The sequence below is a fragment of the Rhizobium sp. SG_E_25_P2 genome (assembly GCF_029892285.1).
Taxonomy (GTDB): domain Bacteria; phylum Pseudomonadota; class Alphaproteobacteria; order Rhizobiales; family Rhizobiaceae; genus Rhizobium_E.
The window spans coordinates 548,035-571,706 of the sequence record NZ_JARXVM010000001.1; the positions used below are offsets into that span (position 1 = coordinate 548,035).

General features: G+C 63.0%; 21 protein-coding genes. 9 read left to right on the forward strand and 12 right to left on the reverse strand.

Translation table 11 applies throughout. The annotated features are described in order from the left end of the window. Positions 1–237 precede the first annotated feature (237 nt). The 4 genes from M2360_RS02580 (at position 238) to M2360_RS02595 (ending at position 6,894) form a co-directional block, all read left to right on the forward strand. A complete protein-coding gene (locus M2360_RS02580) occupies positions 238–2,094 on the forward strand; it encodes an ATP-binding protein (protein WP_280772802.1) in 1,857 nt (618 codons plus the stop codon). Then, a complete protein-coding gene (locus M2360_RS02585; protein WP_280772803.1) occupies positions 2,091–3,431 on the forward strand; it encodes a sigma-54 dependent transcriptional regulator in 1,341 nt (446 codons plus the stop codon). The genes M2360_RS02580 and M2360_RS02585 overlap by 4 nt, the downstream gene beginning before the upstream one ends. A 149-nt stretch (positions 3,432–3,580) precedes the next feature. Next, positions 3,581–5,680: a TonB-dependent siderophore receptor gene (locus tag M2360_RS02590; protein ID WP_280772804.1), complete on the forward strand. Its 2,100-nt coding sequence runs from the start codon at positions 3,581–3,583 to the stop codon at positions 5,678–5,680. Further along, positions 5,680–6,894 carry an MFS transporter gene (locus M2360_RS02595; protein WP_280772805.1) on the forward strand — a complete coding sequence of 405 codons (1,215 nt, stop codon included), beginning with the start codon at positions 5,680–5,682 and terminating at the stop codon, positions 6,892–6,894. Before M2360_RS02590 ends, M2360_RS02595 begins: the two co-directional genes overlap by 1 nt. A 10-nt stretch (positions 6,895–6,904) precedes the next feature. Here M2360_RS02595 and M2360_RS02600 read toward each other — a convergent pair whose 3' ends face one another. From M2360_RS02600 to M2360_RS02615, 4 genes are all read right to left on the reverse strand, one after another. After that, entirely contained in the window at positions 6,905–7,666 is a 762-nt protein-coding gene (locus tag M2360_RS02600) for an amino acid ABC transporter ATP-binding protein (protein ID WP_280772806.1), read from the reverse strand. Next, complete coding sequence (locus M2360_RS02605) at positions 7,663–8,343, reverse strand: amino acid ABC transporter permease (protein WP_280772807.1); 681 nt, start codon at positions 8,341–8,343, stop codon at positions 7,663–7,665. Before M2360_RS02605 ends, M2360_RS02600 begins: the two co-directional genes overlap by 4 nt. 84 nt (positions 8,344–8,427) lie before the next feature. Continuing rightward, positions 8,428–9,201, reverse strand: coding sequence for an amino acid ABC transporter substrate-binding protein (locus M2360_RS02610; RefSeq protein WP_280772808.1), 774 nt, complete (start codon positions 9,199–9,201; stop codon positions 8,428–8,430). A 188-nt stretch (positions 9,202–9,389) separates the two neighbouring features. After that, the gene (locus M2360_RS02615) at positions 9,390–9,890 is read right to left on the reverse strand and encodes a DUF1003 domain-containing protein (RefSeq protein ID WP_280773072.1); all 501 of its coding nucleotides are present in this window, start codon (positions 9,888–9,890) and stop codon (positions 9,390–9,392) included. Between the two features lie 308 nt (positions 9,891–10,198). Between M2360_RS02615 and M2360_RS02620 the strand changes: the two genes are divergently transcribed. The 5 genes from M2360_RS02620 (at position 10,199) to M2360_RS02640 (ending at position 15,467) form a co-directional block, all read left to right on the forward strand. Next, positions 10,199–10,960: a glucose 1-dehydrogenase gene (locus M2360_RS02620; RefSeq protein ID WP_280772809.1), complete on the forward strand. Its 762-nt coding sequence runs from the start codon at positions 10,199–10,201 to the stop codon at positions 10,958–10,960. Between the two features lie 96 nt (positions 10,961–11,056). After that, a complete protein-coding gene (gene hisD / locus M2360_RS02625; protein WP_280772810.1) occupies positions 11,057–12,379 on the forward strand; it encodes a histidinol dehydrogenase in 1,323 nt (440 codons plus the stop codon). A 7-nt stretch (positions 12,380–12,386) separates the two neighbouring features. After that, the gene (locus M2360_RS02630) at positions 12,387–13,415 is read left to right on the forward strand and encodes an alcohol dehydrogenase catalytic domain-containing protein (RefSeq protein ID WP_280772811.1); all 1,029 of its coding nucleotides are present in this window, start codon (positions 12,387–12,389) and stop codon (positions 13,413–13,415) included. Further along, on the forward strand, positions 13,408–14,136 hold the full coding sequence (hutC, locus tag M2360_RS02635) for a histidine utilization repressor (RefSeq protein WP_280772812.1): 729 nt from the start codon (positions 13,408–13,410) through the stop codon (positions 14,134–14,136). Before M2360_RS02630 ends, hutC begins: the two co-directional genes overlap by 8 nt. Positions 14,137–14,174: 38 nt before the next feature. Continuing rightward, positions 14,175–15,467, forward strand: a complete 1,293-nt coding sequence (locus M2360_RS02640; RefSeq protein ID WP_280772813.1) for a hypothetical protein — start codon at positions 14,175–14,177, stop codon at positions 15,465–15,467. Positions 15,468–15,490: 23 nt separating this feature from the next. On the opposite strand, the gene M2360_RS02645 is transcribed toward M2360_RS02640, so the two are convergent. The 8 genes from M2360_RS02645 to M2360_RS02680 all read right to left on the reverse strand — a co-directional run bounded on the left by M2360_RS02645 (position 15,491) and on the right by M2360_RS02680 (position 23,662). After that, positions 15,491–15,760 (reverse strand): PilZ domain-containing protein, encoded by a 270-nt coding sequence (locus tag M2360_RS02645; RefSeq protein WP_280772814.1) that lies wholly within the window; start codon positions 15,758–15,760, stop codon positions 15,491–15,493. A 248-nt stretch (positions 15,761–16,008) separates the two neighbouring features. After that, positions 16,009–17,409 (reverse strand): dihydrolipoyl dehydrogenase, encoded by a 1,401-nt coding sequence (gene lpdA, locus M2360_RS02650; RefSeq protein ID WP_280772815.1) that lies wholly within the window; start codon positions 17,407–17,409, stop codon positions 16,009–16,011. A 1-nt stretch (position 17,410) separates the two neighbouring features. Next, on the reverse strand, positions 17,411–18,709 hold the full coding sequence (locus tag M2360_RS02655; RefSeq protein WP_280772816.1) for a dihydrolipoamide acetyltransferase family protein: 1,299 nt from the start codon (positions 18,707–18,709) through the stop codon (positions 17,411–17,413). Next, positions 18,710–19,723, reverse strand: coding sequence for an alpha-ketoacid dehydrogenase subunit beta (locus M2360_RS02660; RefSeq protein ID WP_280772817.1), 1,014 nt, complete (start codon positions 19,721–19,723; stop codon positions 18,710–18,712). Between the two features lie 2 nt (positions 19,724–19,725). Beyond that, positions 19,726–20,955 carry a 3-methyl-2-oxobutanoate dehydrogenase (2-methylpropanoyl-transferring) subunit alpha gene (locus M2360_RS02665; RefSeq protein WP_280772818.1) on the reverse strand — a complete coding sequence of 410 codons (1,230 nt, stop codon included), beginning with the start codon at positions 20,953–20,955 and terminating at the stop codon, positions 19,726–19,728. Positions 20,956–20,964: 9 nt separating this feature from the next. Continuing rightward, positions 20,965–21,735 carry an enoyl-CoA hydratase-related protein gene (locus tag M2360_RS02670; RefSeq protein ID WP_280772819.1) on the reverse strand — a complete coding sequence of 257 codons (771 nt, stop codon included), beginning with the start codon at positions 21,733–21,735 and terminating at the stop codon, positions 20,965–20,967. Then, positions 21,732–22,610 (reverse strand): 3-hydroxyisobutyrate dehydrogenase, encoded by an 879-nt coding sequence (gene mmsB / locus M2360_RS02675; protein ID WP_280772820.1) that lies wholly within the window; start codon positions 22,608–22,610, stop codon positions 21,732–21,734. The genes M2360_RS02670 and mmsB overlap by 4 nt, the downstream gene beginning before the upstream one ends. Beyond that, positions 22,607–23,662: an enoyl-CoA hydratase/isomerase family protein gene (locus M2360_RS02680; protein ID WP_280772821.1), complete on the reverse strand. Its 1,056-nt coding sequence runs from the start codon at positions 23,660–23,662 to the stop codon at positions 22,607–22,609. Before M2360_RS02680 ends, mmsB begins: the two co-directional genes overlap by 4 nt. Between the last annotated feature and the right edge of the window lie 10 nt (positions 23,663–23,672).

Sequence of the window (23,672 nt, forward strand, 5' to 3'; positions counted from 1 at the left end):
TCCTCCAGCGCGCCCCAACCGCTTCAAGCGGCCTCCCGGGGCAGAGACGTTAACGGGTCGACGGCCTTTCGGGCGTCCACATGCTATTTTGCAATCGCCATGCCAGAAGACGCATCGCCTCCATGCCATTGAAATGCTTCAGTTATTTTTATGACGTCTGTTCGGCGCTCGACATTCCGTGCGAAGTTTCGCACGATCGCGCTTGGCATTTGTGTGGATTCATGCACAATTCAATTGATGACGGAGCCCAATACAGATCCACAAGACAGGCCGGAAGCGGAGGCGCGCTCAGCGCGGCGGGCGCTTGCCTGGCTGGCGATTATCGGCGTCCTCGTCCTCGCTGCGGCGATCTATGCCGGCGGCGTCTATGGGCGCCTGTCCGCCACCGCCGATCTCAAGCGCCAGGGCATGACCGAGGCCAATCTGAAAGTGGCGCTGCTTCGGGCGGTGCTGGAGCGGCCGCGCGCGCTGCCGCTGGTTCTGTCACAGGACCGCGACATCGTCGACATGCTCGGCGAGCCTCAACCGGCCGCCATCGACCGGGTCAATCGCAAGCTGGAAAGCCTGGTGGGCGGCAGCCAGGTGTCGGTGATCTATGTGATCGCGCCGTCGGGCCAGACCATCGCCTCAAGCAACTGGCGCCAGGCCGATTCCTTCATCGGCAGCAATTACGGCTTTCGCGATTATTTTCGCAACGCCATGGCGACGGGCGTCGCCGAGCAATTCGCGCTCGGCAATGTGTCGCGGCGGCCCGGCCTTTATATTTCCCGCCGCATCGACGGAGCCGGACGGTCGCTGGGCGTGGTGGTGGTGAAGATGGAGTTCGACCGGCTAGAGGCCGACTGGCGCGACAGCGGGCGGCCGGCGCTGGTGGTGGACGGCCGCGGCGTCGCGCTGATCACCACGGTTCCCAACTGGCGCTTCATGACCATGGCGACGCTGCCGGAAGAGCGGATCGCCGCCATACGCGAGAGCCTGCAATTCGGCGACGCGCCGCTGACGCCCCTGCCCTTCCGCAAAGATGCCTCCGTCACAGGAGACAACGCCGAAATTCGCGTCGCCTGGCCGGATGGGCGCGAGATCTCCTATCTCAGGCTGAGGGCGCAGGCGCCGACGACGCCCTGGGTGCTGGAATATCTCGTCTCCACCGATCCCGTGCCGGCGGCGGCCCGGCAGAATATGCTGGCGGCCTTTGCCTTGTTTGCGCCGCTGATTGCGCTTCTTGGCGTGGTTTTCGAGCGCCGCCGCCGCGCCACCGCCCGGCTTGCGGCGGCGCAGGCGCAACGCGCCGCGCTCGAATCCCGCGTCGAAGCGCGCACCCGCGACCTGACGCTGGCGCGCGACCGGCTGGAAGCAGAAATCGCCGATCACCATGACACCGAAAAGCGGCTGCAGGTGGTGCAGCAGGATCTGGTGGCGGCAAACCGGCTGGCGATCCTCGGGCAGGTGGCTGCGGGGGTGGCGCATGAAATCAACCAGCCGGTCGCGACCATCAGGGCCTATGCCGACAATGCCCGGGTCTTTCTCGACCGCGGCAGCCTCGACAAGGCCAGCGGCAATATGGAGGCGATCGCCGGACTCACCGAACGGATCGGCGCGATCACCGAAGACCTGAAGGCGCTGGCGCGCAAAGGGCGCGGACCAGCGGAAGCGGTGAGCCTGAGCGAGGCGATGGACGGGGCGCTGATGCTGCTGAAAAGCCGATTTTCCCACAGGCTGGACGCGCTGACCCTCGAAAGGCCCGAGCCAGATATTCGCCTCAAGGTCGACCGCATCAGGCTCGAACAGGTGCTGATCAACCTGATGCAGAATGCGCTCGAAGCGATCGAACTGACGCCTGAACCGCGGGTCATCGTGCGGGCGGAAGATCGCGGCGGGCAAGTCGCCGTGCAGGTGTCCGACAACGGGCCGGGAATCGCGCCCGACATTCTCGAACAGTTGTTTACGCCCTTCAACACCTCGAAACCGCGCGGCCTGGGCCTGGGGCTGGTGATCTCCAAAGAGATCCTCAGAGATTACGGCGGCGAAATCTCGGTTGAAACCGGTCCAACGGGAAGCTGTTTCACCATTCACCTGTCGAAGGATCAGGCATGACCTCAACCCGCTCCGTCATCTTGTGCGACGACGACGCCGATCTCAGGGCGGCGCTCACGCAGACACTCGAACTTGCTGGGCTCGATGTCATGGCGTTTGGCGCGGCCGCGCCGGCGCTTGCGGCGATCACTCAGGATTTCGCCGGCGTAGTGGTCAGCGACATCCGCATGCCGGGCATGGACGGGCTGCAACTGCACGCCGCGATCAAAGCGCGCGATGCCGATCTGCCGGTGATCCTGATGACCGGCCATGGCGACATCCCCATGGCGGTGGCGGCGCTGCAGAACGGCGTCTACGATTTCATCGCCAAACCTTTTGCGGCCGACAGGCTGGTGCAGAGTCTGATGCGGGCGCTGGAAAAGCGCGCGCTCATTCTGGAAAATAGGGCGCTGCGTCGCAGCCTCGACGACAGCGCCGACGATCTGCCGCTGATCGGCCACACGCCGGCCATGGAGCGGTTGCGCGGCACGATCCGCCAGATCGCCGACACAGACGTCGATGTTCTCGTGCGCGGCGAGACGGGCAGCGGCAAGGAAGTGGTGGCGAGCCTTTTGCATCGCTGGAGCAAGCGCCGGCGCGGCCAGTTCGTGGCGCTCAATTGCGGCGCGCTGCCGGAAAGCGTGATCGAAAGCGAATTGTTCGGCCATGAACAGGGCGCCTTCACCGGCGCGCAGAAGCGACGCATCGGCCGGATCGAATATTCGAGCGGCGGCACTCTGTTTCTCGACGAAATCGAGAGCATGCCTTTGGCCACCCAGGTGAAGATGTTGCGCGTCTTGGAAATGCGGGAGATCTCGCCGCTGGGCGTAAACGAGGTCAGGCCCGTCGATCTGCGGGTGGTGGCGGCGGCGAAAGTGGATCTCGGCGATCCCACTGCGCGCAAGGATTTCCGCGAGGATCTCTATTACCGGCTGAATGTGGTGACGCTGTCGATCCCGCCGCTTCGGGAACGCGCCGAGGACATTCCAGTATTGTTTTCGCATTTCGTCACAAAAGCTGCGGCGCGTTTCGGACGCGACATGCCGGACCTTCCCCCGGGCTTGACAGCGGATTTGAGGGCCCGGCCATGGCCGGGCAATGTCAGGGAACTCCACCATTTCGCCGAACGTTTCGTGCTCGGCCTGGAGCCCACGCAGCCCGTGATGACGACAGCGCCATCGGCGGGGGCGCTCAGCCTACCGGAGCGGCTGGAGCGCTATGAAGCCGAACAGTTGCGGCAAGCGCTTATGGAACAGGGCGGCGATGTCCGGCGCACGATCGAGGCCCTCGGCATTCCCCGCAAGACATTTTACGACAAGCTGGGGCGCCACGGCATCAACCGCGCCGATTATGAGTGAGCCGGTTCACGGCGAGATTTCAAACCGTGACAAAAATGTCAAAATACAAGACTATTTTACTCATGTTCACAGAAATACCCCGGGGTTAATTTGATAAAATCCATCAACTTTTGCAACAGGAGTCATAATTTGACCATGGAGTGGAAGATATGGGGCGCAATTTCACCATCCGGACCACAACGATCTGGCTCTTGAGCGGAGCCGCCATGCTAACGCCGTATCTGGCGCAGGCGCAGGACAGCCAGCCGACTGAGCTGAAGAAGCTGGTGATCGAATCCGAAAGCGACGACATCCTGGTGCAGGACGGCTATGTCGCCAAGGAAGACCGCATCGGCTCGAAGGTGGATACGCCTCTCACCCTGATTCCGCAGGCGATCTCCGTGGTCACCCAGGACCAGATGGAAGATCAGAAGCCGCGCTCGCTGAATGAAGCGCTCGGCTATACGGCCAGCGCCAATCCCAACAGCTACGGCGCCGACAGCCGCTATGACGCCTTCTTCCTGCGCGGCTTCCAGGCCTATTACAACGGCCAGTTCCGTGACGGGCTGCGTCAGTACAACGGCCCCTCCGCCTGGTTCAAGACCGAGCCCTACGGCATCGAAGGGGTGACGATCCTCAAGGGTCCGGCGTCCTCGCTTTACGGCGTCTCCGGCCCGGGCGGCATCGTCAACGTGGTGACCAAGCGTCCCAAGGACGAGGAATTCCGGGAAATCGAAGCCCAGGTCGGCACGCATGACCGCTATCAGGTCGGCATGGATCTCTCCGGCCCTGTCGCCGGCAATGAAGACCTGCTCTATCGCTTCACCTCGATGGGTCGGCTGAGCAATACCGAGCTGCCCTTCTACCCCGACGACAAGCTCTATCTGGCCCCGGCCATCACCTTCAAGCCGAACGAAGACACCAAGATTACTCTGCTCGGCGAATATTCGAAATTCCGCGTCGGCGGCACCGCCGCCTTCTACAACCCCTCCTATGGCCAGGTGTCGCATCTCTATGAAGGCGACAAGAACTGGAACGATTTCGACCAGGAACAGGGCCGCATCGGCTATGAGATCGAGCACCGCCTGAGCGATGTCGTCACCCTCAGGCAGAATCTTCGCTATGACGAGTCCGACGCCGACCTGCAATATAGCGGCCACTACGCCTCGGGAACCGATCTCGCCCGTTATTGGGGCCTCTACAAGGAGCATATGAAGAACTTCACCGTCGACAATTCGGCGGAGTTCCAGTTCGATACCGGGCCGGTCGAACACACCGCGCTTGTGGGCGTCGACTATTCCTGGGCGACCTACACGGCCTATAGCGGCGTCGACTACACCTCGGCCGCCTCGATGGAGGCCGCCGGCGCGCCCTTCTCCGGCAAGCAGGACATGGACAGCGTCGGCGCCTATGTGCATGACCAGCTGAAGTGGAACGATTTCACCCTGTTCGCCTCCGGCCGTTACGACTGGGTGAGCACCGACAGCTGGGATTCCTCCTCTGTGAAGACGACCCAGAAAGATGACGCCTTCTCCTGGCGCGTCGGCCTGTCCTATGAGACGCAGTGGGGAACTACGCCCTACGCCAACTACTCCACTTCCTTCTCGCCCAATATCGGCTTCGTCTATGACGACGTGACCACGGACGAAAAGCGCGTGGCGCGGCCAACCGAAGCCGAGCAGATCGAAATCGGCGTGAAGCAGGAAATCCCTGACATGAACGCCGTCGTCACCGCCTCGGTGTTCGACATCGACCAAGACAATGGCGTGGTGTTCGACGCCTCGACCGGCGTCAACAAGCAGCGCCAGCTCGACCTGAATTCGCGCGGCTTCGAAATCGAGGCTAACGGCAGCCTCGACAACGGCTTTGGCTGGATCGCCTCCTACACCTATCTGCGCATGAAGATCGTCGACGGCGCCGAAGGCACCGACGGCAATGAGCTGTCGGCGACGCCGAACCACATCTTCGCGCTTTGGGGCAATTACAAGGTCCAGGACGGAACCTTTAAGGGCTTTGGCGCCGGCGCCGGCGTCCGCTTCATCGGCGAGAGCTATGGCGACGACATCAACAGCTTCAAGAACTCCGCCCGCACGCTGGTCGACGCTTCGGTCTCCTACGACTTCGCGGCGATCGACAAGAAAATGGAAGGCCTGAGCCTGCAGGTCAACGCCAAGAACGTCTTCAACAAGCGCGAAGACACATGCTCGGCGGGCTATTGCTACCGCGACGAAGGCCGCTCGATCATGGGTTCGCTGCGGTATCGCTTCTGATGGGCGAGAGCCTGAAGCCAAAACTCTCCCCGGTCGCCGTCACCACGGCGATCGGGGGTCTCTATATCAGCCAGAGCGTCATCGGCGGCGTGACCTGGACCGGTCTGCCGGCGGTGATGCGCGACCGGGGCGCAAGCCTCGACCAGATCGGGCTTTTGTCGCTGATCGCCCTGCCCTGGGCGCTGAAATTCCTGTGGTCGCCGGCGATCGAACGCTTTCGCCTGCCCAGTTCAGGGCGCAATCGTTCGGGATCGATCGTCCTGATCGGCGGCCTGATCTCGATCCTCGCTCTCCTGATGGTCGCCTTTGCGGGACCCGTTCTCTCGCCCATCACAATCGCCGCCTTCGCGCTGACCGCCTTTGCCGCCGCCACGGTCGACATCGCTTGCGACGGTTTCGCGGTCGAAAATCTCCGCGAGGCCGATCACGCCTGGGGCAACACCGCCCAGGTCGGCGGCGCCTATCTGGGCGCGGCGATCGGCGGCGGGTTGTTTCTGGTGCTGGTCGACGTCATCGACTGGCGCGGTGCGCTGATCGCCATGTCCGCTTCGCTTGCGCTGTTCGGCCTGCCCTTCTTCGTGATCACCCGTGGGCTTGCGCAGTCAGGCGCGCGGTCCCACACGCCGTCGATCCGCGCAGCGCTCGCCCGGCCGGAGATCCGCAAGGGCCTGATCGTCTCAGCCGTCTATGTCGCCGCCCAGAAGCTAGGCCTGCAGATGCTGTCGCCATTTCTCGTCGACCTCGGCTTCAGCCTGTCGGATATCGGCCTGATCAACGGCATGGGTTCACTGTTCCTCGGCGCGGCAGGGGCATTGATCGGCGGCGTGGTGATCCGCCTCATCGGCGCCCGCGCCGCATTGCTGATCAGCCTCGGCTTTCAGATCGGAGCCCTCGGCCTGTTCACCATCGCCGCGGGCGACCCCGCCATCATTCCGCGATGGCTCATGGTCGGAGCGGCGCTTCTGAGTTCGTCGGCCATGCTGGCGCTCGGCTTCACCGCGCTTTACGCGCTGTTCATGCGCTGGTCGGATCCCCGCCAGGCGGGCGTCGATTTCACTTTGTTTCAATGCATGGATTCGACGCTCAGCATCATCGGCGGCGTGGCGGCGGGGCAGATTGCCGAAGGTCTCGGCTACGCCGTCTATTTCGGACTGGCCACCGCGATTGCTGCAGCGGCGGTTCCCCTGATCTTCCGGCTCTGTCGCGACGATTGAAACGGCGGGGTCAGATCGAATAGTCGCCGTTTCCGATGATGGCGGAGACGAAGCGTTTGGTGCGCTCGTGGGCAGGCGCATCAAAGATCGTGCGGGCGTCGCCGGTTTCCACCACATTGCCCGCTTCCAGGAACACCACCTTGTCGGCGATCTTGGAGGCGAGGCGAAGATCATGGGTGGCCATGACCATGGTCGTGCCCTCTATGGCGAGCTGACCCAGAACATCCACCACTTCGGCGGCGAGTTCGGGATCGAGCGCCGAAGTCGGCTCGTCGCAGAGCAGCACTTTCGGCGAGGGCGCAAGCGCGCGGGCAATGGCGACGCGCTGTTGCTGGCCGCCCGACAGCGTAGCCGGCCAGGCGTCGGCCTTGGACGCCATGCCGACTTTGGCGAGAAGCTCGGCAGCGCGGGCGCGGGCCTTATCCTTGGGCCATTTCAGCACGGTGACCAGGCTTTCCATGACATTCTCGATCGCCGTGCGATGCGGAAACAGCTGGAAATTCTGAAACACCATGCCGGTCTGGCGGCGGATTTTCTGGATTTCGGCCCAGCCGGGACGCTTGCCCTGCGAGAAAGTGATTTCATCGGCGCCGATGCGCACCACGCCTGAAGTCGGCTGCTCGAGGAGATTGATGGAGCGCAGCAGCGTGCTCTTGCCGCCGCCCGAGGGGCCGATCAGCGCAGTCACCCCGCCTTCGGGCGCGCTGATGCTGACATTCTTCAGGATCACGGCGTCGCCGAAGCGTTTTTCGATATTGCGGAGTTCGATCATCGCTGAGCCTCCATCATGCCGCCATAGCGGGCGAAGCGTGTTTCCAGCCGGGCCTGCAGCGCTGACAGCACTGAGCTCAACACGAGATAGATCAGCGCCGCCTCGATATAGAGGATCAGCGGCTCATAGGTGGTGGCGACGATGCGCTGGGCGGCCTGAAACAGCTCGGGCACGGTGATGGCGGCGGCGAGCGAGGTGTCCTTGACCAGCGAAATGAAGGTGTTGGACAGCGGCGGCACCGCGACGCGGGACGCCTGCGGCAGGATGGTGCGGGTCATCGCCTGGCGCCAGTTCATGCCAATGGAATAGGCGGCTTCCCACTGTCCTTTGGGGACCGAGGAGATGGCGGCGCGGATGATCTCGGAACTATAGGCGCCGATATTGAGCGTGAAGCCGATCAGCGCCGCCGGAAAGGCGTCGAGCAGGATGCCGATGCTCGGCAGGCCGTAAAAGATCACGAAGAGCTGCACCAGAAGCGGCGTGCCCCTGATGATCCAGACATAGAAGCGGGCGATGGCGCGCACCGGCGCCGGGCCGAACAGCCGCCCTACCGCCGTCGCAAGCCCGAGCGCCATTCCGAATGTGAAGGAAAGCAAAGTGAGCGGAATGGTGAAGATCAACCCCGCCCAAAGCAGGGTCGGCAGCGAATCCGCCATCAATTGCAGCCAATGCGGCACGGTCTTATCCTCGTGAAACAGCGCCCGACGGAGATCGCCGGGCGCTTGCGCATGCGTTGATCAGATCACATCGTCTTTGGACGATTACTTGGAGACGTCCTGGCCGAAATAGGTGTCGGAAATCTTCTGATAGGTTCCGTCGGCCTTGATCTCGGCCAGCGCCTTGTTAATCGCCGCCAGCAGTTCCGGCTCGCCCTTGCGGATGATCACGCCCGAATAATCGGCGTCCTTCTGTTCGGCGACCACGGCGACAGGCGCATCCGGCTTGTGCTTCTTGAAATCGAGGAAGGACAGGCTGTCATTGATGGTGGCGTCGGCGCGGCCGGTCAGCACCAGTTGGATCGACTGGTCGAAACCGTCTGTCCCGACGAGTTCGGCGCCGTTGGCTTCGGCGATCTTGCCGAAATTGGAGGACAGCGACTGGGCCGACGTCTTGCCCTTGAGATCGGTGAAACCCTTGATCTCATCATTGCCCTGCTTGACGATCAGCACCGCCTTGGAGGCGATGTAGGGCTCCGAGAAATCATATTTCTGCTTGCGGGCTTCGGTGATGCCGACCTGGTTGATCACCGCGTCATACCGGTTGGCGTCGAGGCCGGCGATCAGGCCGTCCCACTTGCCTTCGACGAATTCCGCCTTGACGCCGAGTTTGGCGGCGATGGCCTGGCCGATTTCGACATCAAAGCCGACGAGCTTGTTGCTGGCGTCATGGAAGGTGAAGGGCGCATAGGTTCCTTCGGTGCCGATGCGGAGCACGCCGGCGGTTTTCACAGCGTCGAGATTCTCCCCGGCCAGCGCGGCCGCGAAAAGGCCAGCCTGCAGAAGGGCCGCGGCGGCGATTGTTTTCAACCAGTTCATCTCACACTCCAGAATATTGCGTTGCAGCAGTGTTTTCGCATGCGCAGGACAGAAATGGAGCGGACAATCCCGCCGATTTTCTGGGCAAATGCAAAATATTTTATCAACTTCATGGATGGATGCGATCGATCCATCTCGTCACCCTCCCGGGTAGAGCGGGATTGGGGGCCAATCTGAAGTCTCGCGCATCAGTCTCGATCCTGCTTCTTTTCGATTTCGGCAAGGATCTGTTCCGGCGGCATGTTCTTCTTGAGATCTTCGAGTTCGTGGTCGGTGACTGCGGCAGGCGCATCAAGATGGCGCGAAATCGCCTCGACCATACTGATCAGCCGCGTCGTCTCATGTTCGGCCAGCAGTGAAATCTGCAGGCTGAGTTCGGAACGCTTATCCTCCAGCGCCGCCATGCGGTTCTGATTGATCATGACGAAGGTGGATATGAAGATGGCCTCAACCGAAGCGATCATCGCCAGCGCCACGAATGTAGGATCGAAGGGTGGAATGAAGGGCAGCCAGCCGAGATTGACGAGGATCCACGTCCCGAAAATCACGATATGCAGATAGACGAATGTCATGCTGCCGGCAAAGGCGCTGATGGCTGCGGCGATGCGGCTTTCCTGCGACTGCTTTCGAATGTCGTCCGCCTTCTTGCGGATGAGCGCTTCGATGTTTCTATCGAGGACGGCCGACATGTCGTCTTGCAAATCGCCTTTCGGAAAACTGGCGTCTGCTCGGGTCGAGGCGATGTGCTGGGTCATGCGCGGGGCTCCAATTGCCTGGCGAACCCACAACGCCGATCTTTCGAAGCTGTTCCGCTTTCGAAACCGCGAATGCGAATAACACGTGATGAAATCGACTTTTCTTGCTCCCGCCGAACGGGTCAGGGGCAACAGTCGCGCCGGAAATGCGGCTTCGGTTGTATAGGCATGTACAGCAAAGGCCTTGCATGACGCCCGGCGCCGTTTTAGCCTGCACGCCTGCTAGAACAGGGAGAGCCGCCATGTCGCTCAGGCAATTCGATCTCACCGGCCGCAAGGCAATCGTCACCGGCGCAAGCCGAGGCATCGGCCAGGCCATTGCGATCGGCCTCGCCGAGGCGGGCGCCGATGTCGTGGCCACGGCGCGCGACGTCCAGTCCTTGAACGAGACGATTGCAGCGATCGAAGCTGCCGGACGCAAAGCGGTGGCGGTGGCGCTCGACGTTCGCGACACGAACGCCTGCGCTCATGCGGTCGATCGGGCCGTTGAGGCGCTTGATGGCGTTGACATTCTCGTCAACAATGCCGGCTATGAGGAAATCCGCCCCTCGCTCGATGTCGACGAGGCGCTGTGGGACCGCATCGTCGACACCAATCTGAAGGGCGCCTTCTTCATGGCGCAAGCAGCGGCGCGGCGGATGGACAAGGGTGGGGCGATTGTCAATCTCTGCTCGCTGACTTCCTATGTCGGCGTCCCCACCGCCACCCCATACGGCTCGTCGAAATCGGGACTGATGGGCATGACGCATGCGCTCGCCGCCGAATGGGCCGGTCTCGGCATCCGGGTCAACGCCATCGCGCCCGGCTATTTCCGCACCGCCATGACTGACGTCTTCTATGAGAACGAGGACTGGGCCGCCTCCATGCTGCAGAAGATCCCGCAACGCCGCTTCGGCGCGATGGAGGATGTGGCGGGCAGCGTCATCTTCCTTGCCAGCGACGCGTCACGCTATGTGACCGGCGTCTGCATTCCGATCGACGGCGGCTATCTCGCCTCCATCTGAACACTATAAAGGCAGGGCGGAAATTTAGGCATTCCATTGACGTCCTGCCTGGACATGTATAGACATCTTCCCAGATCAGTCTGCAAGGGCATTCCCATGACCAAGGTTTCCTTTCACGAACTCGCCAGCCTCGACGCCAGCCAACGCGCGGCGCTCCTGCGCCGCTCCGAAGCCGATCTCTCCAGCTTCATGGACAAAGCGCGGCCGATCATCGAAGCCGTCCGCACGGAAGGCGATGCGGCGCTCGCCCGCTTCGGCCGCGAACTCGATCGCGCCGACATCACCGAAGACCGCCTGAAGGCGACGGAAGCCGAATTCGACGCAGCCTTCGATCTGGTCGACAAAGAGGTGATCGGAGCGATCCGCTTCGGCATCGACAACATCAGGCGTTTCCACGAAGAGCAGAAGCCCGAAGCCATGTGGCTCAAGGAAATGCGCCCCGGCGCATTCGCCGGCGACCGCTTCACGCCGATCAAGTCGGTGGCGCTCTATATTCCGCGCGGCAAGGGCGCGTTTCCCTCGGTGACCATGATGACCGCCGTGCCGGCGGTGGTGGCTGGTGTGCCGGACCTGGCGATCTTCACCCCGCCCTCGCCCGACGGCTCCGTGGATGCGGCGACGCTGATCGCGGCGCGGCTCGCAGGCGTCGAAACCGTCTATAAATGCGGCGGCGCCCAGGCCGTGGCCGCAGCCGCCTATGGCACGGAAACCATCAAGCCGGCGCTGAAGATCGTCGGCCCCGGCAGCCCCTGGGTGGTGGCCGCCAAGCGTCTGCTCTCGGGCGTCATCGATCCCGGCCTGCCGGCCGGCCCTTCCGAAGCGGTGATCTTCGCCGACGACACCGTGCATGGCGGTCTCGCAGCGCTCGACCTGCTGGTTGAGGCCGAACATGGCCCTGACTCCTCGGCCTATCTCGTCACTCATTCGCGCCGGGTGGCGGAGGAAGCTCTGGCGGCGCTGCCCGAACACTGGGCGCGCATGACCGAACAGCGGGTGGCCTTCTCCTCCGCCGTGCTCGGCGGCGCCTATGGCGGCATCGTGCTGACGCCGTCGATCGAAGAGAGCTATCGCTTCGTCAATGATTACGCGCCGGAACATCTGGAAATCCTGTCGACCGATCCCTTCGCCCATCTCGGTAAGATCACCGAGGCGGCGGAAATCCTGATGGGACCGCATACGCCTGTATCCATCGGCAATTTCGGCCTCGGCCCCAACGCCGTGCTGCCGACCAGCCGCTGGGCGCGCACCTATGGGCCGCTGTCGGTCACCGACTTCGTCAAGCGCTCGTCAATCGGCTATGTCACCGCCTCCGCCTATCCGGAATTTGCCCATAATGCCCGGGTGCTGGCGCGCTACGAAGGCTTCTCCTCGCATGAGCTCGCGGTGTCGTCTGTCCGCGACGCCTATTTGCCAAAGTGAGGCCGGCATGAAGGCGGTCAGGCTCTACAAAGCGGGCGACCTGCGCGTCGAGGACATCCCGGCGCCGGGGCCGCTCGCTTCTGGCTCGGTGCGGATCGCTGTAAAGGCCGCAGGCATCTGCGGCTCCGACCTTCACAATTATCGCACCGGCCAGTGGATCAGCCGGTCGCCCTCGGTGGCGGGCCATGAATTTGCGGGCGTGATCACCGAAATCGCCGCTGATGTCGTGGGTCTCAGAGTCGGCGATCTCGTCGCCGCCGACAGCCGTTATTGGTGCGGCGACTGCGCCGCCTGCCGCTCCGGCCGCCGCAATGTCTGCGAAAAGCTCGGCTTTGTCGGGGAGGTCTGCGATGGCGGCTTCGCCTGGGAATGCGTGCTGCCAGCCCGGCTGGTGACGCCCTGCCCTTCCGGTCTCGCCCCCGAGATCGCCGCCATGGCCGAACCGCTGGCGGTGGCGCTGCATGCGGTCAAGCGGCTGCGTCCGCCCGCCGGCGAGCCGGTGCTGGTCGCCGGCTGCGGCCCGATCGGCGGATTGGCGGCGTTGCTGCTCTCCCGGCTGCATGACGGGCCGATCCTGATCGCCGAGCGCAACGCGGCCCGGGCCGCGCTGGTCGGTGATGTCGCCGGCGCCCGCAGCGTCGATCTCGACGCCGCATCGATCGAGGCGGCGCTCAACGGACGGCCCCTGCGCTATGCGCTCGACGCCACCGGCAGCATTGGCGCGCTCGACGCGCTGATCAACCTGCTCTCCGGCGGAGGGGCGCTGGCTCTTGTCGGCATTTCCCACGGCAAGTTGGACCTCGACCCCAACCTGCTGGTGGAACGCGAGATCGCGCTGATCGGCTGCCATGCTTTCGAAGACGAAATGCCGGAGGCCGTGGCGATGATGCCCGATCTCGCCAGCGCACTCGGCCCGTTGATCGAAACCCGGATTTCACTGGACGACACGCCCGCCGCCTATCAGCGGCTGCTGGAAGGCAAGGCGACCGGGCTCAAGACCATCATCATCCCGGACCTGGGAGGCGATCATGGCTAACCTGCCTGAAACGGCCGGACCGCTCTACGAGAAGGTCAAGGACTATATTCTCGACCATATCGGCAGCGGCGCCTGGGGCAAGGATCAGCGCGTGCCGTCCGAGCATGAACTGGTGTCGATGCTCGGCGTGTCGCGCATGACCGTGCACAGGGCGCTGCGCGAACTGACCAGTGACGGCCATCTCATCCGCATTCAGGGCGTCGGCACTTTCGTCGCGCCGCCGAAACCCTATTCGACACTGATCGAGATCGTCGATATCGCCAGCGAGATCCGCGCCCGGGGCGCGCGCTACCGCGCCGACATCATCCTGCTCGAAAGCCTGCAACCGAGCCAGGAATTACTGGCCGCCTTCGATTTCGCCACGCGCAAACCCGTCGGTCATTCGATGATCCTGCATCATGAAAACGACATGCCCGTGATGATCGAGGAGCGCTTCGTCAATTCCGATCTCGCCCCCGACTATGACAAGCAGGATTTCTCAGCGGTCACCACTTATGACTTTCTGCAGAAGAGCACGCCGCTCACCGAAGTGGAGCAGGTGATCGCCGCCATCACCGCCGACGAGGACACCGCCCGCATGCTGGCCTTAGAGGCCGGCGCGCCCTGCCTGTTGTTGCATCGTCGCACCTGGACGGGCTCGACGGTCGCCACCGTCAACCGCTTCACTTATAGCAGCCGCTATACGCTCGGCAGCCGCTACGCGCCCAGCGCGTTCCGATAAGCCGTCGTCATCCCAAACCATCTTTGAAGGAGCGGTTCATGTCCGAAACGCCGAAAAGCCGCACCGCAGAAATCCGTGCGCTGGCCCGCAGCGACGAGCCGCGCGCCCTTGCGCAACTGACGGCGCTCCTGTCCGAACTGTTTGCTATTTCGCCCGAAAATCTCGCGATCAATCACGACCAGTACAGCCTCAATTCGCTGAACGGCTTCTTCGAGGCGGATGGCCAGGCCTATTTCTTCAAGTTCCATCAGGAAGAGGGCGAGGAGGCGATGACCGGCGAATATTATCGCGCCGACATTCTCGCCCGCGCCGGATTGCCGGTCGATCAACCTGTCATGATGTCGGTTCTGCCGGGCGAGCAGATTCTTGTCTATCGCAGACGCGCCGATCCGCGCTTTTCCGACGTGCTGCGCGGTCTGGATCTTTCGTCCGACGCCAACGCCGAAATCGAGGCAGTCGCCGCTGAAGCCGAGTTGAACGACCGACTGCTGGCCGTCTATCGCGAGACATTGCATCCGATCACGCCCGATCAGGCCCGAGCGGAGCCGATCAACCGGCTGTTCTTCGAGCGGATGATCGTGCCCGCCACGCGACAGGCGCCCGGCGGACGCTATCGCGACTTCTATATCGACCAGACATTCCGCTTTCCGAACCTCGCTCTCGACTGGGAGGCTTTTTCGAATGCGCAGGTGACGGTGAACGGCCAGGCCTATCGCGACACGTTCGTCGAGCTTTTCACCCGCGCCACGGAAAAGCTGAACCCAATCCATCTCGCTGGAGGCGGCGGCGTGGTCGCCCATGGCGACGCCCACAACGCCAATGTATGGTATGTGCGACGGGCGGATGGCGGCGCCAGCCTATCCTTCTTCGACCCCGCTTTCGCCGGCGAGCATGTGCCGGCGCTACTCGCCGAAGCCAAGGCGACATTCCACAACATCTTCGCCCACCCTTTCTGGCTCTATGATCCGGCGGACGCCGCTCAGCGTTTTTCCGCGAGCGCCACCTATCGCGATGGCGTGCTCTCCTTGGAGACGGACTGGGATCTCAGCCCTGTCAGACAGGCGCTTCTCGAGATCAAGGCCGACAGGCTCTGGCGGCCGCTTCTCGGACTGCTCAAAAGCCGGGGAATGCTTCCGGACGGCTGGCGCGAGACGCTGAAACTGGCGCTGTTCCTCTGCCCGACATTGGTGATGAATCTCCGCGCCGGCGCCGGTTCGCATAGTGAGATTTCCTCAGCCATCGCCTTTTCGGTGGCGATGCAGATGGGGTCGGAGCCTCTGGGTGAAGGCGACCGGATGAGCCGTTTTCTGGATGCGGTGACGCCCAGCTGAAGCGATCAGTCGGCGTGCCGGCTTCAGCCGTCGTCGAAACTGACGCCGATTTCCGTGAGCTTGCGCCAGCGCACGGTACAGGGCCGCATCGTCCCATCCTGGAACTGAAGATCGAAAACATCAGGGGCGAGCAACGCCTGTTCCAGCGCGATCTTGGCGCCGGTGGCCGACAGGTTGCGGATTGTGCAATCAATGGTCGAGCCGCCATGATGAAACACGATCCGCCCGGCTTTGAGCGCCCTGAGCCTCGGCGCTCGCCGCTTATTCTCGCCCTGCTCTTGGTCCGCCGCCATCATCACCCTCGCCGCGCACAGGCGCATATGACTGCCCTCAGTCGACACTATACGGCCAGACATTTAAGGTAACTTGAGGGACTTTGCGCCGATTTGCTCGTTCGGCACCCTGAACGGCATTGAGACGATGAAAGGCCGCGCTCCAGCGCCGGGTTTTACCAGGGATCATTGATATTGCCGCTTTGTCGGCTGCAACGCCCTTGGGCCCATGCCGCCAGGCTATCGACGCCCGATGTCCTTGGAGGCGTTCACGCCATGTGCATGGCGCGGCCGAGCGCCGCGAAACTGGCTTCTTGCACGGCTTCTCCGAGACTGGGATGTGCATGAACTGCGCCCGCGATATCCTGAAGCCGGCAGCCCATTTCCAAGGCCAGCCCAAAGGACGCCGCGAGTTCGGAGACGCCAGCGCCAACCGCCTGAATGCCCAGGATGACGTCATTATCCGAACGGGCCACGATACGGACAAAGCCGTCATCTCGGCCGATCGTCATGGCCCGGCCATTGGCGCGGAATGGAAACAGCCCGACCTTGGCGTCTATCGCCGATGCGCGCGCCTCGTCCGGCGACAGGCCGACGCTGACGATCTCCGGATCCGTAAAGCAGATCGCCGGGATTGCCCGCTTGTCCCAATTGCGGTTCAGCCCGGCAACGATTTCAGCCACCATCTCGCCCTGGGCCATGGCGCGATGGGCGAGCATCGGCTCGCCGGTGATGTCGCCGATCGCGTAGACCCCGCGCATCGACGTTCTACAGCGGTCGTCGATCTGCACATAGGGACCGTTCATCGCGAGCCCGAGATCCGCGACGCCCCAACCAGACAGCGCGGGCTTGCGGCCGACCGCGACCAGGATTTTCTCGGCTTCAATCAGCCGCTGCTCTCCGGTTCGGTGTTCGACGATCAGGCCACATCCGTTTTCAGCGCGACCTTTGGCGTGCGTTTCGATGAGCGCGTCGACCCCCAACTGTTTGAGGCGCGCCGAAACGGGCTTCGTCAAGTCTTCGTCGTAATGCGGCAAGATGCGGGATGCCGCCTCTATGAGCGTTATCGTCGCGCCGAGCTTGGCGTATAGGCAGCCAATTTCGAGGCCGATATAGCCGGCGCCGACAATCGCCATGCTTCGAGGTATTTCGGTCAGGGCGAGCGCCTCGGCGGACGACAGCACATCGCCGCCAAACGGGAGGAATGGAAGCTCGATCGGCGTCGCGCCGCTGGCGATCAGCAAAGTCTCGGCTGTTATGACTTGGCGTTGGGCGCCGTTGCCGACCGCGACGGTTTTCCCGTCGATGACATCAGCCTGACCGGCGATGACCTTGACGCCCGCCTTCTTCAGAAGCGCGCCGACGCCGCCGGTCAGGCGTCTGACGATCCCATCCTTCCAGGCGATCGTCTGGCTGAAATCGATGGACGCGCCCAGCCCCCGTACGCCCGTATTGGACGTGCCGGACGCGGCGCGCGACACGGCGTAAAATTCGTCGGCCGCGTGGATCAGGGCTTTGGAAGGGATGCAGCCGACATTCAGGCAGGCGCCGCCAAGCGCATCCTTCTCCACCAGGACCGTATCGACGCCGAGTTGGCCGGCGCGGATCGCGGCGACATATCCGCCCGGTCCGCCGCCGATGATCAAGAGCTTTGCCTGGAGATCGGCCATCTCAACTCTCCATGAAAATGAGTGTCGGCGTTTCGATCAGGGTCTTGAGGCGTTTGACGAAGACGGCGGCGTCCCAGCCATCGATCACGCGATGGTCGAAACTCGACGACAGATTCATCATCTTGCGCGGAATGAAGGCCGAGCTGTTCCATTTCGGCCTGATGTCCATGCGGTTGACGCCGACGATCGCCACTTCGGGTCGATTGATAATCGGCGTGGTGGCGATTGCGCCGAGCGGGCCGAGAGACGATATCGAGATTGTCGATCCGGTCAGTTGCTCTCGGGTTGCATCGCCATTTCGCGCCGCCTCGGCCACATGTCCGAGTTCTTCAGCTGTTTGCCAGAGCGTGCGGCGCTCGCAATGCCTGACGACCGGAACCATCAGACCGGCTTTCGTTTGCGTCGCAATCCCGATATGGACTGCGGAATATTGCCGGATCACCTCCGCGTCGTCGTCGAAATGCGCGTTCATCCCAGGTTGCTCCCGGACCGCCCTGACGATGGCCGCCATCAGGAAAGGCAGAAGCGTCAGTTTCGACTGTCCATCCCGGCGCTCGACATTGAGGCTTTCCCGCAGTTCTTCGAGGACGGTGACATCGATCTCCTCGACGATGGTGATATGGGGAATGCGTCTTTTCGCCTCCGCCATACGCTCGGCGATCTTGCGTCGAAGGCCGACGACCTTGACCTCGCGCACCGTATCGGTCGTGCCGGGACGGGAGATTTGACGAGCGCCGGCCAAATGGGCGTCGAGATCTTCATGCGTGACGCGTCCGCCGGGTCCGGAGCCTTGCACATAGACCAGTTCGACACCGGCATTCTTTGCCCGCAACCTGACGGCGGGCGACGCGAGCGGGGTTTCGCCTCGGCCTTGGCGGTCGACCGAACCCATATGCCTTGCGGGCAAGGCATGCGGAGAGCGTTCTTGCGCCGTCCCTATCTGCGACGCGGCGACCATCGGTTCAGACGATGCTTCCGGCGGGCGCGACGGGTCGGCGTCCGTTTCCAGTTCGGGCGTCCCATTCGATGGCGACGCCGCCAGCTGAACACTGCCTTGATCATCGACCGCAAGACGCGCCAACGGCCCGCCCACCGCCAACAGCTCACCGATTTCGCCGCCGAGCCAAACGACCGTCCCGGTCACAGGCGCGGGAATTTCCACGGTGGCCTTGTCCGTCATCACCGCCGCCAGGATGTCATCCTCGCGCACACGATCACCGATCCGAACATGCCATTCGACGAGTTCGGCCTCGGCGACGCCTTCACCGACATCCGGGAGCTTGATGGTCAATTCCGTCATTTAAGCCTCCATGACGGCGGCTATCGCGTCGGCGACGCGCTGCGGACCGGGGAAATACTGCCATTCGGCAGCATGCGGATAGGGCGTGTCCCAACCCGCGACGCGTTCGACGGGCGCTTCGAGCCAATAAAAACATTCCTTCTGGATCAAAGCCGCCAATTCGGCGCCATAACCTGACGTGAGCGTGGCTTCGTGCACGACGACGCATCGCCCGGTTTTTCTGACCGAGTTCATGATTGTCGGCTTGTCGAGCGGGACCAGCGTTCTCAGGTCTATGACGTCCGCGTCAACGCCGATTTCGTTCACCGCCGCGAGGCTGACATGGACCATGGCTCCATAGGTGACGATGGTCAGATCTGGCCCTGTTCGCCGCAATGCGGCCTTGCCGAGCGGCGTCGTATAATAGCCGTCAGGGACATCGCCGGCCTCGCTGCTTTTCCAGGAGACGATCGGGCGATCATGATGGCCGTCGAAAGGACCGTTATAGAGCCGCTTCGGCTCAAGGAAAATCACCGGATCGGGATCCTCGATCGCCGCAAGCAGCAGACCTTTGGCGTCCGCTGGGGTCGAGGGAATAACCGTCTTGAGCCCTGCGACATGAGTAAACAGCGCCTCGGGGCTCTGGCTATGCGTCTGGGCGCCGTAGATTCCGCCGCCTGTCGGCATGCGCACCACCAGCGGACAGGAAAACTGGCCAGCCGATCGATATCGAAGACGGGCCGCTTCCGAAACGATCTGGTCGTAAGCCGGATACATATAGTCGGCGAACTGGATCTCGACGCAGGGCCGCAAGCCATAGGCCGCCATACCCACCGCCGCGCCGACGATTCCGAGTTCGCTGATCGGCGCGTCGATGCAGCGTGTCTTGCCATATTTTTTCTGCAAACCGGCAGTGCAGCGGAAGACGCCGCCGAAATAGCCGACATCCTGCCCCATCACCACCACGCGACTATCAGCCGCCATCGCCAGATCATGGGCGTTTTGCAGGGCCTCGATCATCGTCATTCTCGTCATGTTCAATACCCCGCCTGTTGGCGCTGTTCCAGAAGATGCGGCGGCATCTCGGCATAGACATCCTCGAACATCAGTCTTGGCGACGGCTGGCGGCCAGAATGCAGCGTGCCGATGGCCTCCGCCTGCTTTTGCGCGGCGAGAACATGCTCGGAGATCTCGGCCGCGGCCTGCTCGTGACGTTCCTCGGACCATTCGCTGATTGCGATGAGATGCGCCTTGAGGCGTTCCAACGGATCGCCGAGCGGCCAAATCTCGCCTTCCTGGCGTGGGCGGTAGCCGGCGGGATCATCCGAGGTGGAATGGCCCGCGGCGCGGTAGGTGACATATTCGATCACTGTCGGCCCGAGATTGCGGCGCGCCCTTTCCGCCGCCCAGGATCCGGCGGCGTGAACCGCGAGATAGTCATTGCCGTCGACGCGCAGCGCCGGAATGCCGAAGCCATGGCCCCGCGCCGCAAATGTGCTGGCCGCGCCGCGCGCGATGCCCTGAAAGGTCGAGATCGCCCACTGATTGTTGACGATATTGAGCACGACCGGCGCCTTATAGGTGGACGCAAAAACAAGCGCGGCGTGAAAGTCGCTTTCCGCCGTCGATCCGTCACCGATCCAGGCCGCCGCGATCTTCGTGTCGCCGGCGATCGCCGAGGCCATGGCCCAGCCGACCGCCTGGATATATTGCGTGGCGAGGTTGCCGGAAATCGAGAAGAAGCCATGCGCGCGCGATTGATAGAACACCGGCAACTGGCGACCGCGCGCACTGTCTCCCTCGTTGGAATAAACCTGGCACATCATGTCGACGATGGGATAGCCTGCTGCGATCAACAGCCCGGCCTGCCGGTAGGTGGGGAAGTTCATGTCACCCTGCTGCAGCACCCGCTGAAAGGCGCAACTGATCGCCTCCTCGCCGGCGTGCTGCATATAGAATGATGTCTTGCCCTGTCGCTGGGCGATCAGCATCCTGCTGTCATACGCGCGCAGAGTCATCATATGCCGCAGCCCGTCGCGCAGCGCATCCGGGGAAAGGCCGCCGGCCCATGGCCCCCTGGCCTTTCCGTCGCCGTCGAGAACACGAATGAGGCTGAAGGCGAGGTCACGCATCAACTCCGGGGCTTCATCCACGGGGGGCCGCCTGACCTCGCCGGCTTGGGCAATAGCAAGAGCGGAAAAATCCGGCTGGTCGCCGGGCCGGAATTCCGGTTCCGGAATGGTCAATGAAAGCGGGCTCTTCGACATGGTTCCTCCTCAACGCCCGACGAAGACAGCTGGGCGTTTTTCCAGAAAGGCCGCCATGCCTTCCTTTCGGTCCTCCGTGGCGAACAACGAATGAAACACCCGCCGCTCGAACAGAACGCCTTCGGCGAGCGAGACTTCCTCGGCGCGGTCGACCGCTTCGGCAGCGAGCATCGTGGCCGGCTTGCTGTAGGACGCGATCGTCCTTGCGGCCGCCAGGCTTTCCGGCAGCAGCGCGTCATCGACGAAAACACGGGCAACCAGGCCGGCGCGTTCGGCCTCGTCTGCGTCCATCATCCGGCCGGTCAGGATCATGTCCATCGCCTTGGCCCGCCCGATGAGCCGGGTCAGACGCTGGGTGCCGCCCATGCCGGGAATGACGCCGAGCTTGATTTCCGGCTGGCCGAACTTTGCCGACCGACTGCAATAGATGATGTCGCACATCATCGCGAGTTCGCAGCCGCCGCCGAGGGCATAGCCGGAGACGGCGGCGATCTTGGGGGTTCTGAGCCGGGTGAACTCTCCCCATCCGCCGAAGAAGTCTTCGGCGGCCATATCGCCGGCGGATTTCGCCTGCATTTCCCGGATATCGGCCCCGGCGGCGAAGGCCCTGCTGGATCCCGTCAGCACGATGCACCCGATGCGCGGATCCTCGTCCAGTGTTCGCAACGCAGCCAGCAGATTTAGCAACACCGTCGAGCTCAAGGCGTTGAGGACCTCTGGCCTGTTCATCGTCACGAGCGCGACGCGATCGCTGATGGTGATGTCGAGCCCGTCACTCATGGGCGGTCTCCCCGCCCCATCGACGCCATCGTCTCGAGCACGGCCGAAAAATCGCGGCCGCGACCGCCAGAGGCGACGAAATCCCGGTAAATCGTGGTGGCCATCGCGCCGAGCGGCGTTGGCGCGGCGCAGTCTTCTGCTGCGTCCTGGCTCAATCCGAGATCCTTGAGCATGAGTTCGGCGGCGAAGCCGGGCCGGTAGCCATTGTCTGCGGGACTATGCGGCCCAACGCCGGGGGCTGGGCAATAGCTGTTCATCGACCAGCAGGAGCCGGATGAGGTGGAGACGACATCGAACAGCTTTTGCCTGTCGAGGCCCAACCGGTCTGCGAGGGTGAAAGCCTCGCAGACCGCCAGCATGGAAATTCCGAGGATCATGTTGTTGCAGATCTTGGCGGCCTGACCGGCTCCGGCCGAACCGCAATGGACGGCGCGCTTGCCCATCGCGTCGAATATCCCCAACGCATCGGTGAACGCAGCCTCTTCGCCGCCCACCATGAAGGTGAGCGCGGCCGTCGCCGCACCGGATATGCCGCCCGAAACTGGCGCATCGAGCGGACGAAGCCCCCGCGCGCGCGCCTGTCCATGCGCCCAGCGAGCGCTGGCGATATCGACGGTGGAGCAATCGATGAAAAGAGCGTTCGCTGCGCCTACCGTTATGATGTCAGCATAGACAGATCGGAGGATCTGCCCGTCAGGAAGCATGGTGATGACCGCGTCGCAGCCCGTTGCTGCCTCGGCGGCCCCGTCAGCGAGCGTCACGCCTTCGACTGCGGGACGGGCTATGTCGAAGCCGATGACCTGATGGCCGCACCGCGCCAGATTGGCGGCCATCGGCGCGCCCATGTGACCAAGGCCGATAAAGCAAATCTTCATTGTCCAACCTCCTCCGTCGAAAATTCGAGATCGCCGCCGTCTGGCGCGCTCAACATTGTCTGAACCAGCTCATCGGGAACGCTGGCAATCGTCGGATGCCGCCATACCGGCTTCCTGTCCTTGTCGATGATCAGGGCGCGGATGCCTTCGAGAAAATCTCCGTGCCGCATTGCGCGCGAGACGAACCGGTATTCGGTGCGCAGGGCCGCGCGGATATCGGAGGTGGATCGCGCTCGGCGGATGGCCTCGAAGGTTGCACGCAACGAAAGCGGCGAGCCGCGCCCGATCGCTTCCCGCGTCGCCGACGCCCAGTCTCCAGACATGACGGCAAGACGGTCGAGAACAGATGTGAGATCAGGCGCCGCAAAGACCGCGTCGATCTCGGCGCGATGCTGTTGGAGTTGCGAGGACCCCGGCTGTGTCGACATCTCCCTGGCGGCGCCGACATCGCCAGTCGCGATCATCAGGGCTTTCAGGGCCGGAATGTCCTCGGCAGACACCACGATATCGGCAAATCCGGCATAGACTGCGTCTGCCGCGCTCATGCGATGGCCCGTCAGCCCCAAAAATTCGCCCACAAAGCCTGGCGCCCGGGCAAGCAACAATGTGCCGCCGACATCCGGCATCAGACCGACCGAGCATTCCGGCATGGAGATCTTGCAGTTGTCGGCGGCGATCCTCACCGTTCCATGCGCCGAAAGACCGACGCCTCCTCCCATGACGAAGCCGTGCATGATGGCGACATAGGGCTTGGGATAGCGTGCGATCAGGGCGTTCAGCCTATATTCGCGCCGCCAGAACGCCGAGGCGCGATCGAAATCCCCCGCTCTGCCCATGGCGTACAGGCTCGCGAGATCGCCGCCGGCGCACAGCGCCTTGTCGCCACGGCCCTCGAGCATCACCCAGGCGACGTCGACTTGATCCCGCCATGTCCTGAGAGCGCCATCGATGGCATCGACGATGGCCTCGTTGATGGCGTTGAGCGTATCGGGCCTGTTGAGACTGATCCGACCGACCCCGCCTTCTATATCGAAAAGAACGTCGTTGTTCATCCCGCAAACC

Bases quoted from the DNA above. Each gene is read 5' to 3' on its own strand.
- M2360_RS02670 (WP_280772819.1), bottom strand. From the start codon at position 21,735: ATGAGTGACGGGCTCGACATCACCATCAGCGATCGCGTCGCGCTCGTG.
- hisD (WP_280772810.1), top strand. From the start codon at position 11,057: ATGACCAAGGTTTCCTTTCACGAACTCGCCAGCCTCGACGCCAGCCAA.
- M2360_RS02595 (WP_280772805.1), top strand. From the start codon at position 5,680: ATGGGCGAGAGCCTGAAGCCAAAACTCTCCCCGGTCGCCGTCACCACG.
- M2360_RS02620 (WP_280772809.1), top strand. From the start codon at position 10,199: ATGTCGCTCAGGCAATTCGATCTCACCGGCCGCAAGGCAATCGTCACC.
- M2360_RS02665 (WP_280772818.1), bottom strand. From the start codon at position 20,955: ATGTCGAAGAGCCCGCTTTCATTGACCATTCCGGAACCGGAATTCCGG.
- M2360_RS02585 (WP_280772803.1), top strand. From the start codon at position 2,091: ATGACCTCAACCCGCTCCGTCATCTTGTGCGACGACGACGCCGATCTC.
- lpdA (WP_280772815.1), bottom strand. From the start codon at position 17,409: ATGGCCGATCTCCAGGCAAAGCTCTTGATCATCGGCGGCGGACCGGGC.
- M2360_RS02615 (WP_280773072.1), bottom strand. From the start codon at position 9,890: ATGTCGGCCGTCCTCGATAGAAACATCGAAGCGCTCATCCGCAAGAAG.
- mmsB (WP_280772820.1), bottom strand. From the start codon at position 22,610: ATGAAGATTTGCTTTATCGGCCTTGGTCACATGGGCGCGCCGATGGCC.
- M2360_RS02680 (WP_280772821.1), bottom strand. From the start codon at position 23,662: ATGAACAACGACGTTCTTTTCGATATAGAAGGCGGGGTCGGTCGGATC.
- M2360_RS02645 (WP_280772814.1), bottom strand. From the start codon at position 15,760: ATGGCGGCGGACCAAGAGCAGGGCGAGAATAAGCGGCGAGCGCCGAGG.
- M2360_RS02655 (WP_280772816.1), bottom strand. From the start codon at position 18,709: ATGACGGAATTGACCATCAAGCTCCCGGATGTCGGTGAAGGCGTCGCC.
- M2360_RS02580 (WP_280772802.1), top strand. From the start codon at position 238: ATGACGGAGCCCAATACAGATCCACAAGACAGGCCGGAAGCGGAGGCG.
- M2360_RS02660 (WP_280772817.1), bottom strand. From the start codon at position 19,723: ATGACGAGAATGACGATGATCGAGGCCCTGCAAAACGCCCATGATCTG.
- M2360_RS02640 (WP_280772813.1), top strand. From the start codon at position 14,175: ATGTCCGAAACGCCGAAAAGCCGCACCGCAGAAATCCGTGCGCTGGCC.
- hutC (WP_280772812.1), top strand. From the start codon at position 13,408: ATGGCTAACCTGCCTGAAACGGCCGGACCGCTCTACGAGAAGGTCAAG.
- M2360_RS02630 (WP_280772811.1), top strand. From the start codon at position 12,387: ATGAAGGCGGTCAGGCTCTACAAAGCGGGCGACCTGCGCGTCGAGGAC.
- M2360_RS02610 (WP_280772808.1), bottom strand. From the start codon at position 9,201: ATGAACTGGTTGAAAACAATCGCCGCCGCGGCCCTTCTGCAGGCTGGC.
- M2360_RS02600 (WP_280772806.1), bottom strand. From the start codon at position 7,666: ATGATCGAACTCCGCAATATCGAAAAACGCTTCGGCGACGCCGTGATC.
- M2360_RS02590 (WP_280772804.1), top strand. From the start codon at position 3,581: ATGGGGCGCAATTTCACCATCCGGACCACAACGATCTGGCTCTTGAGC.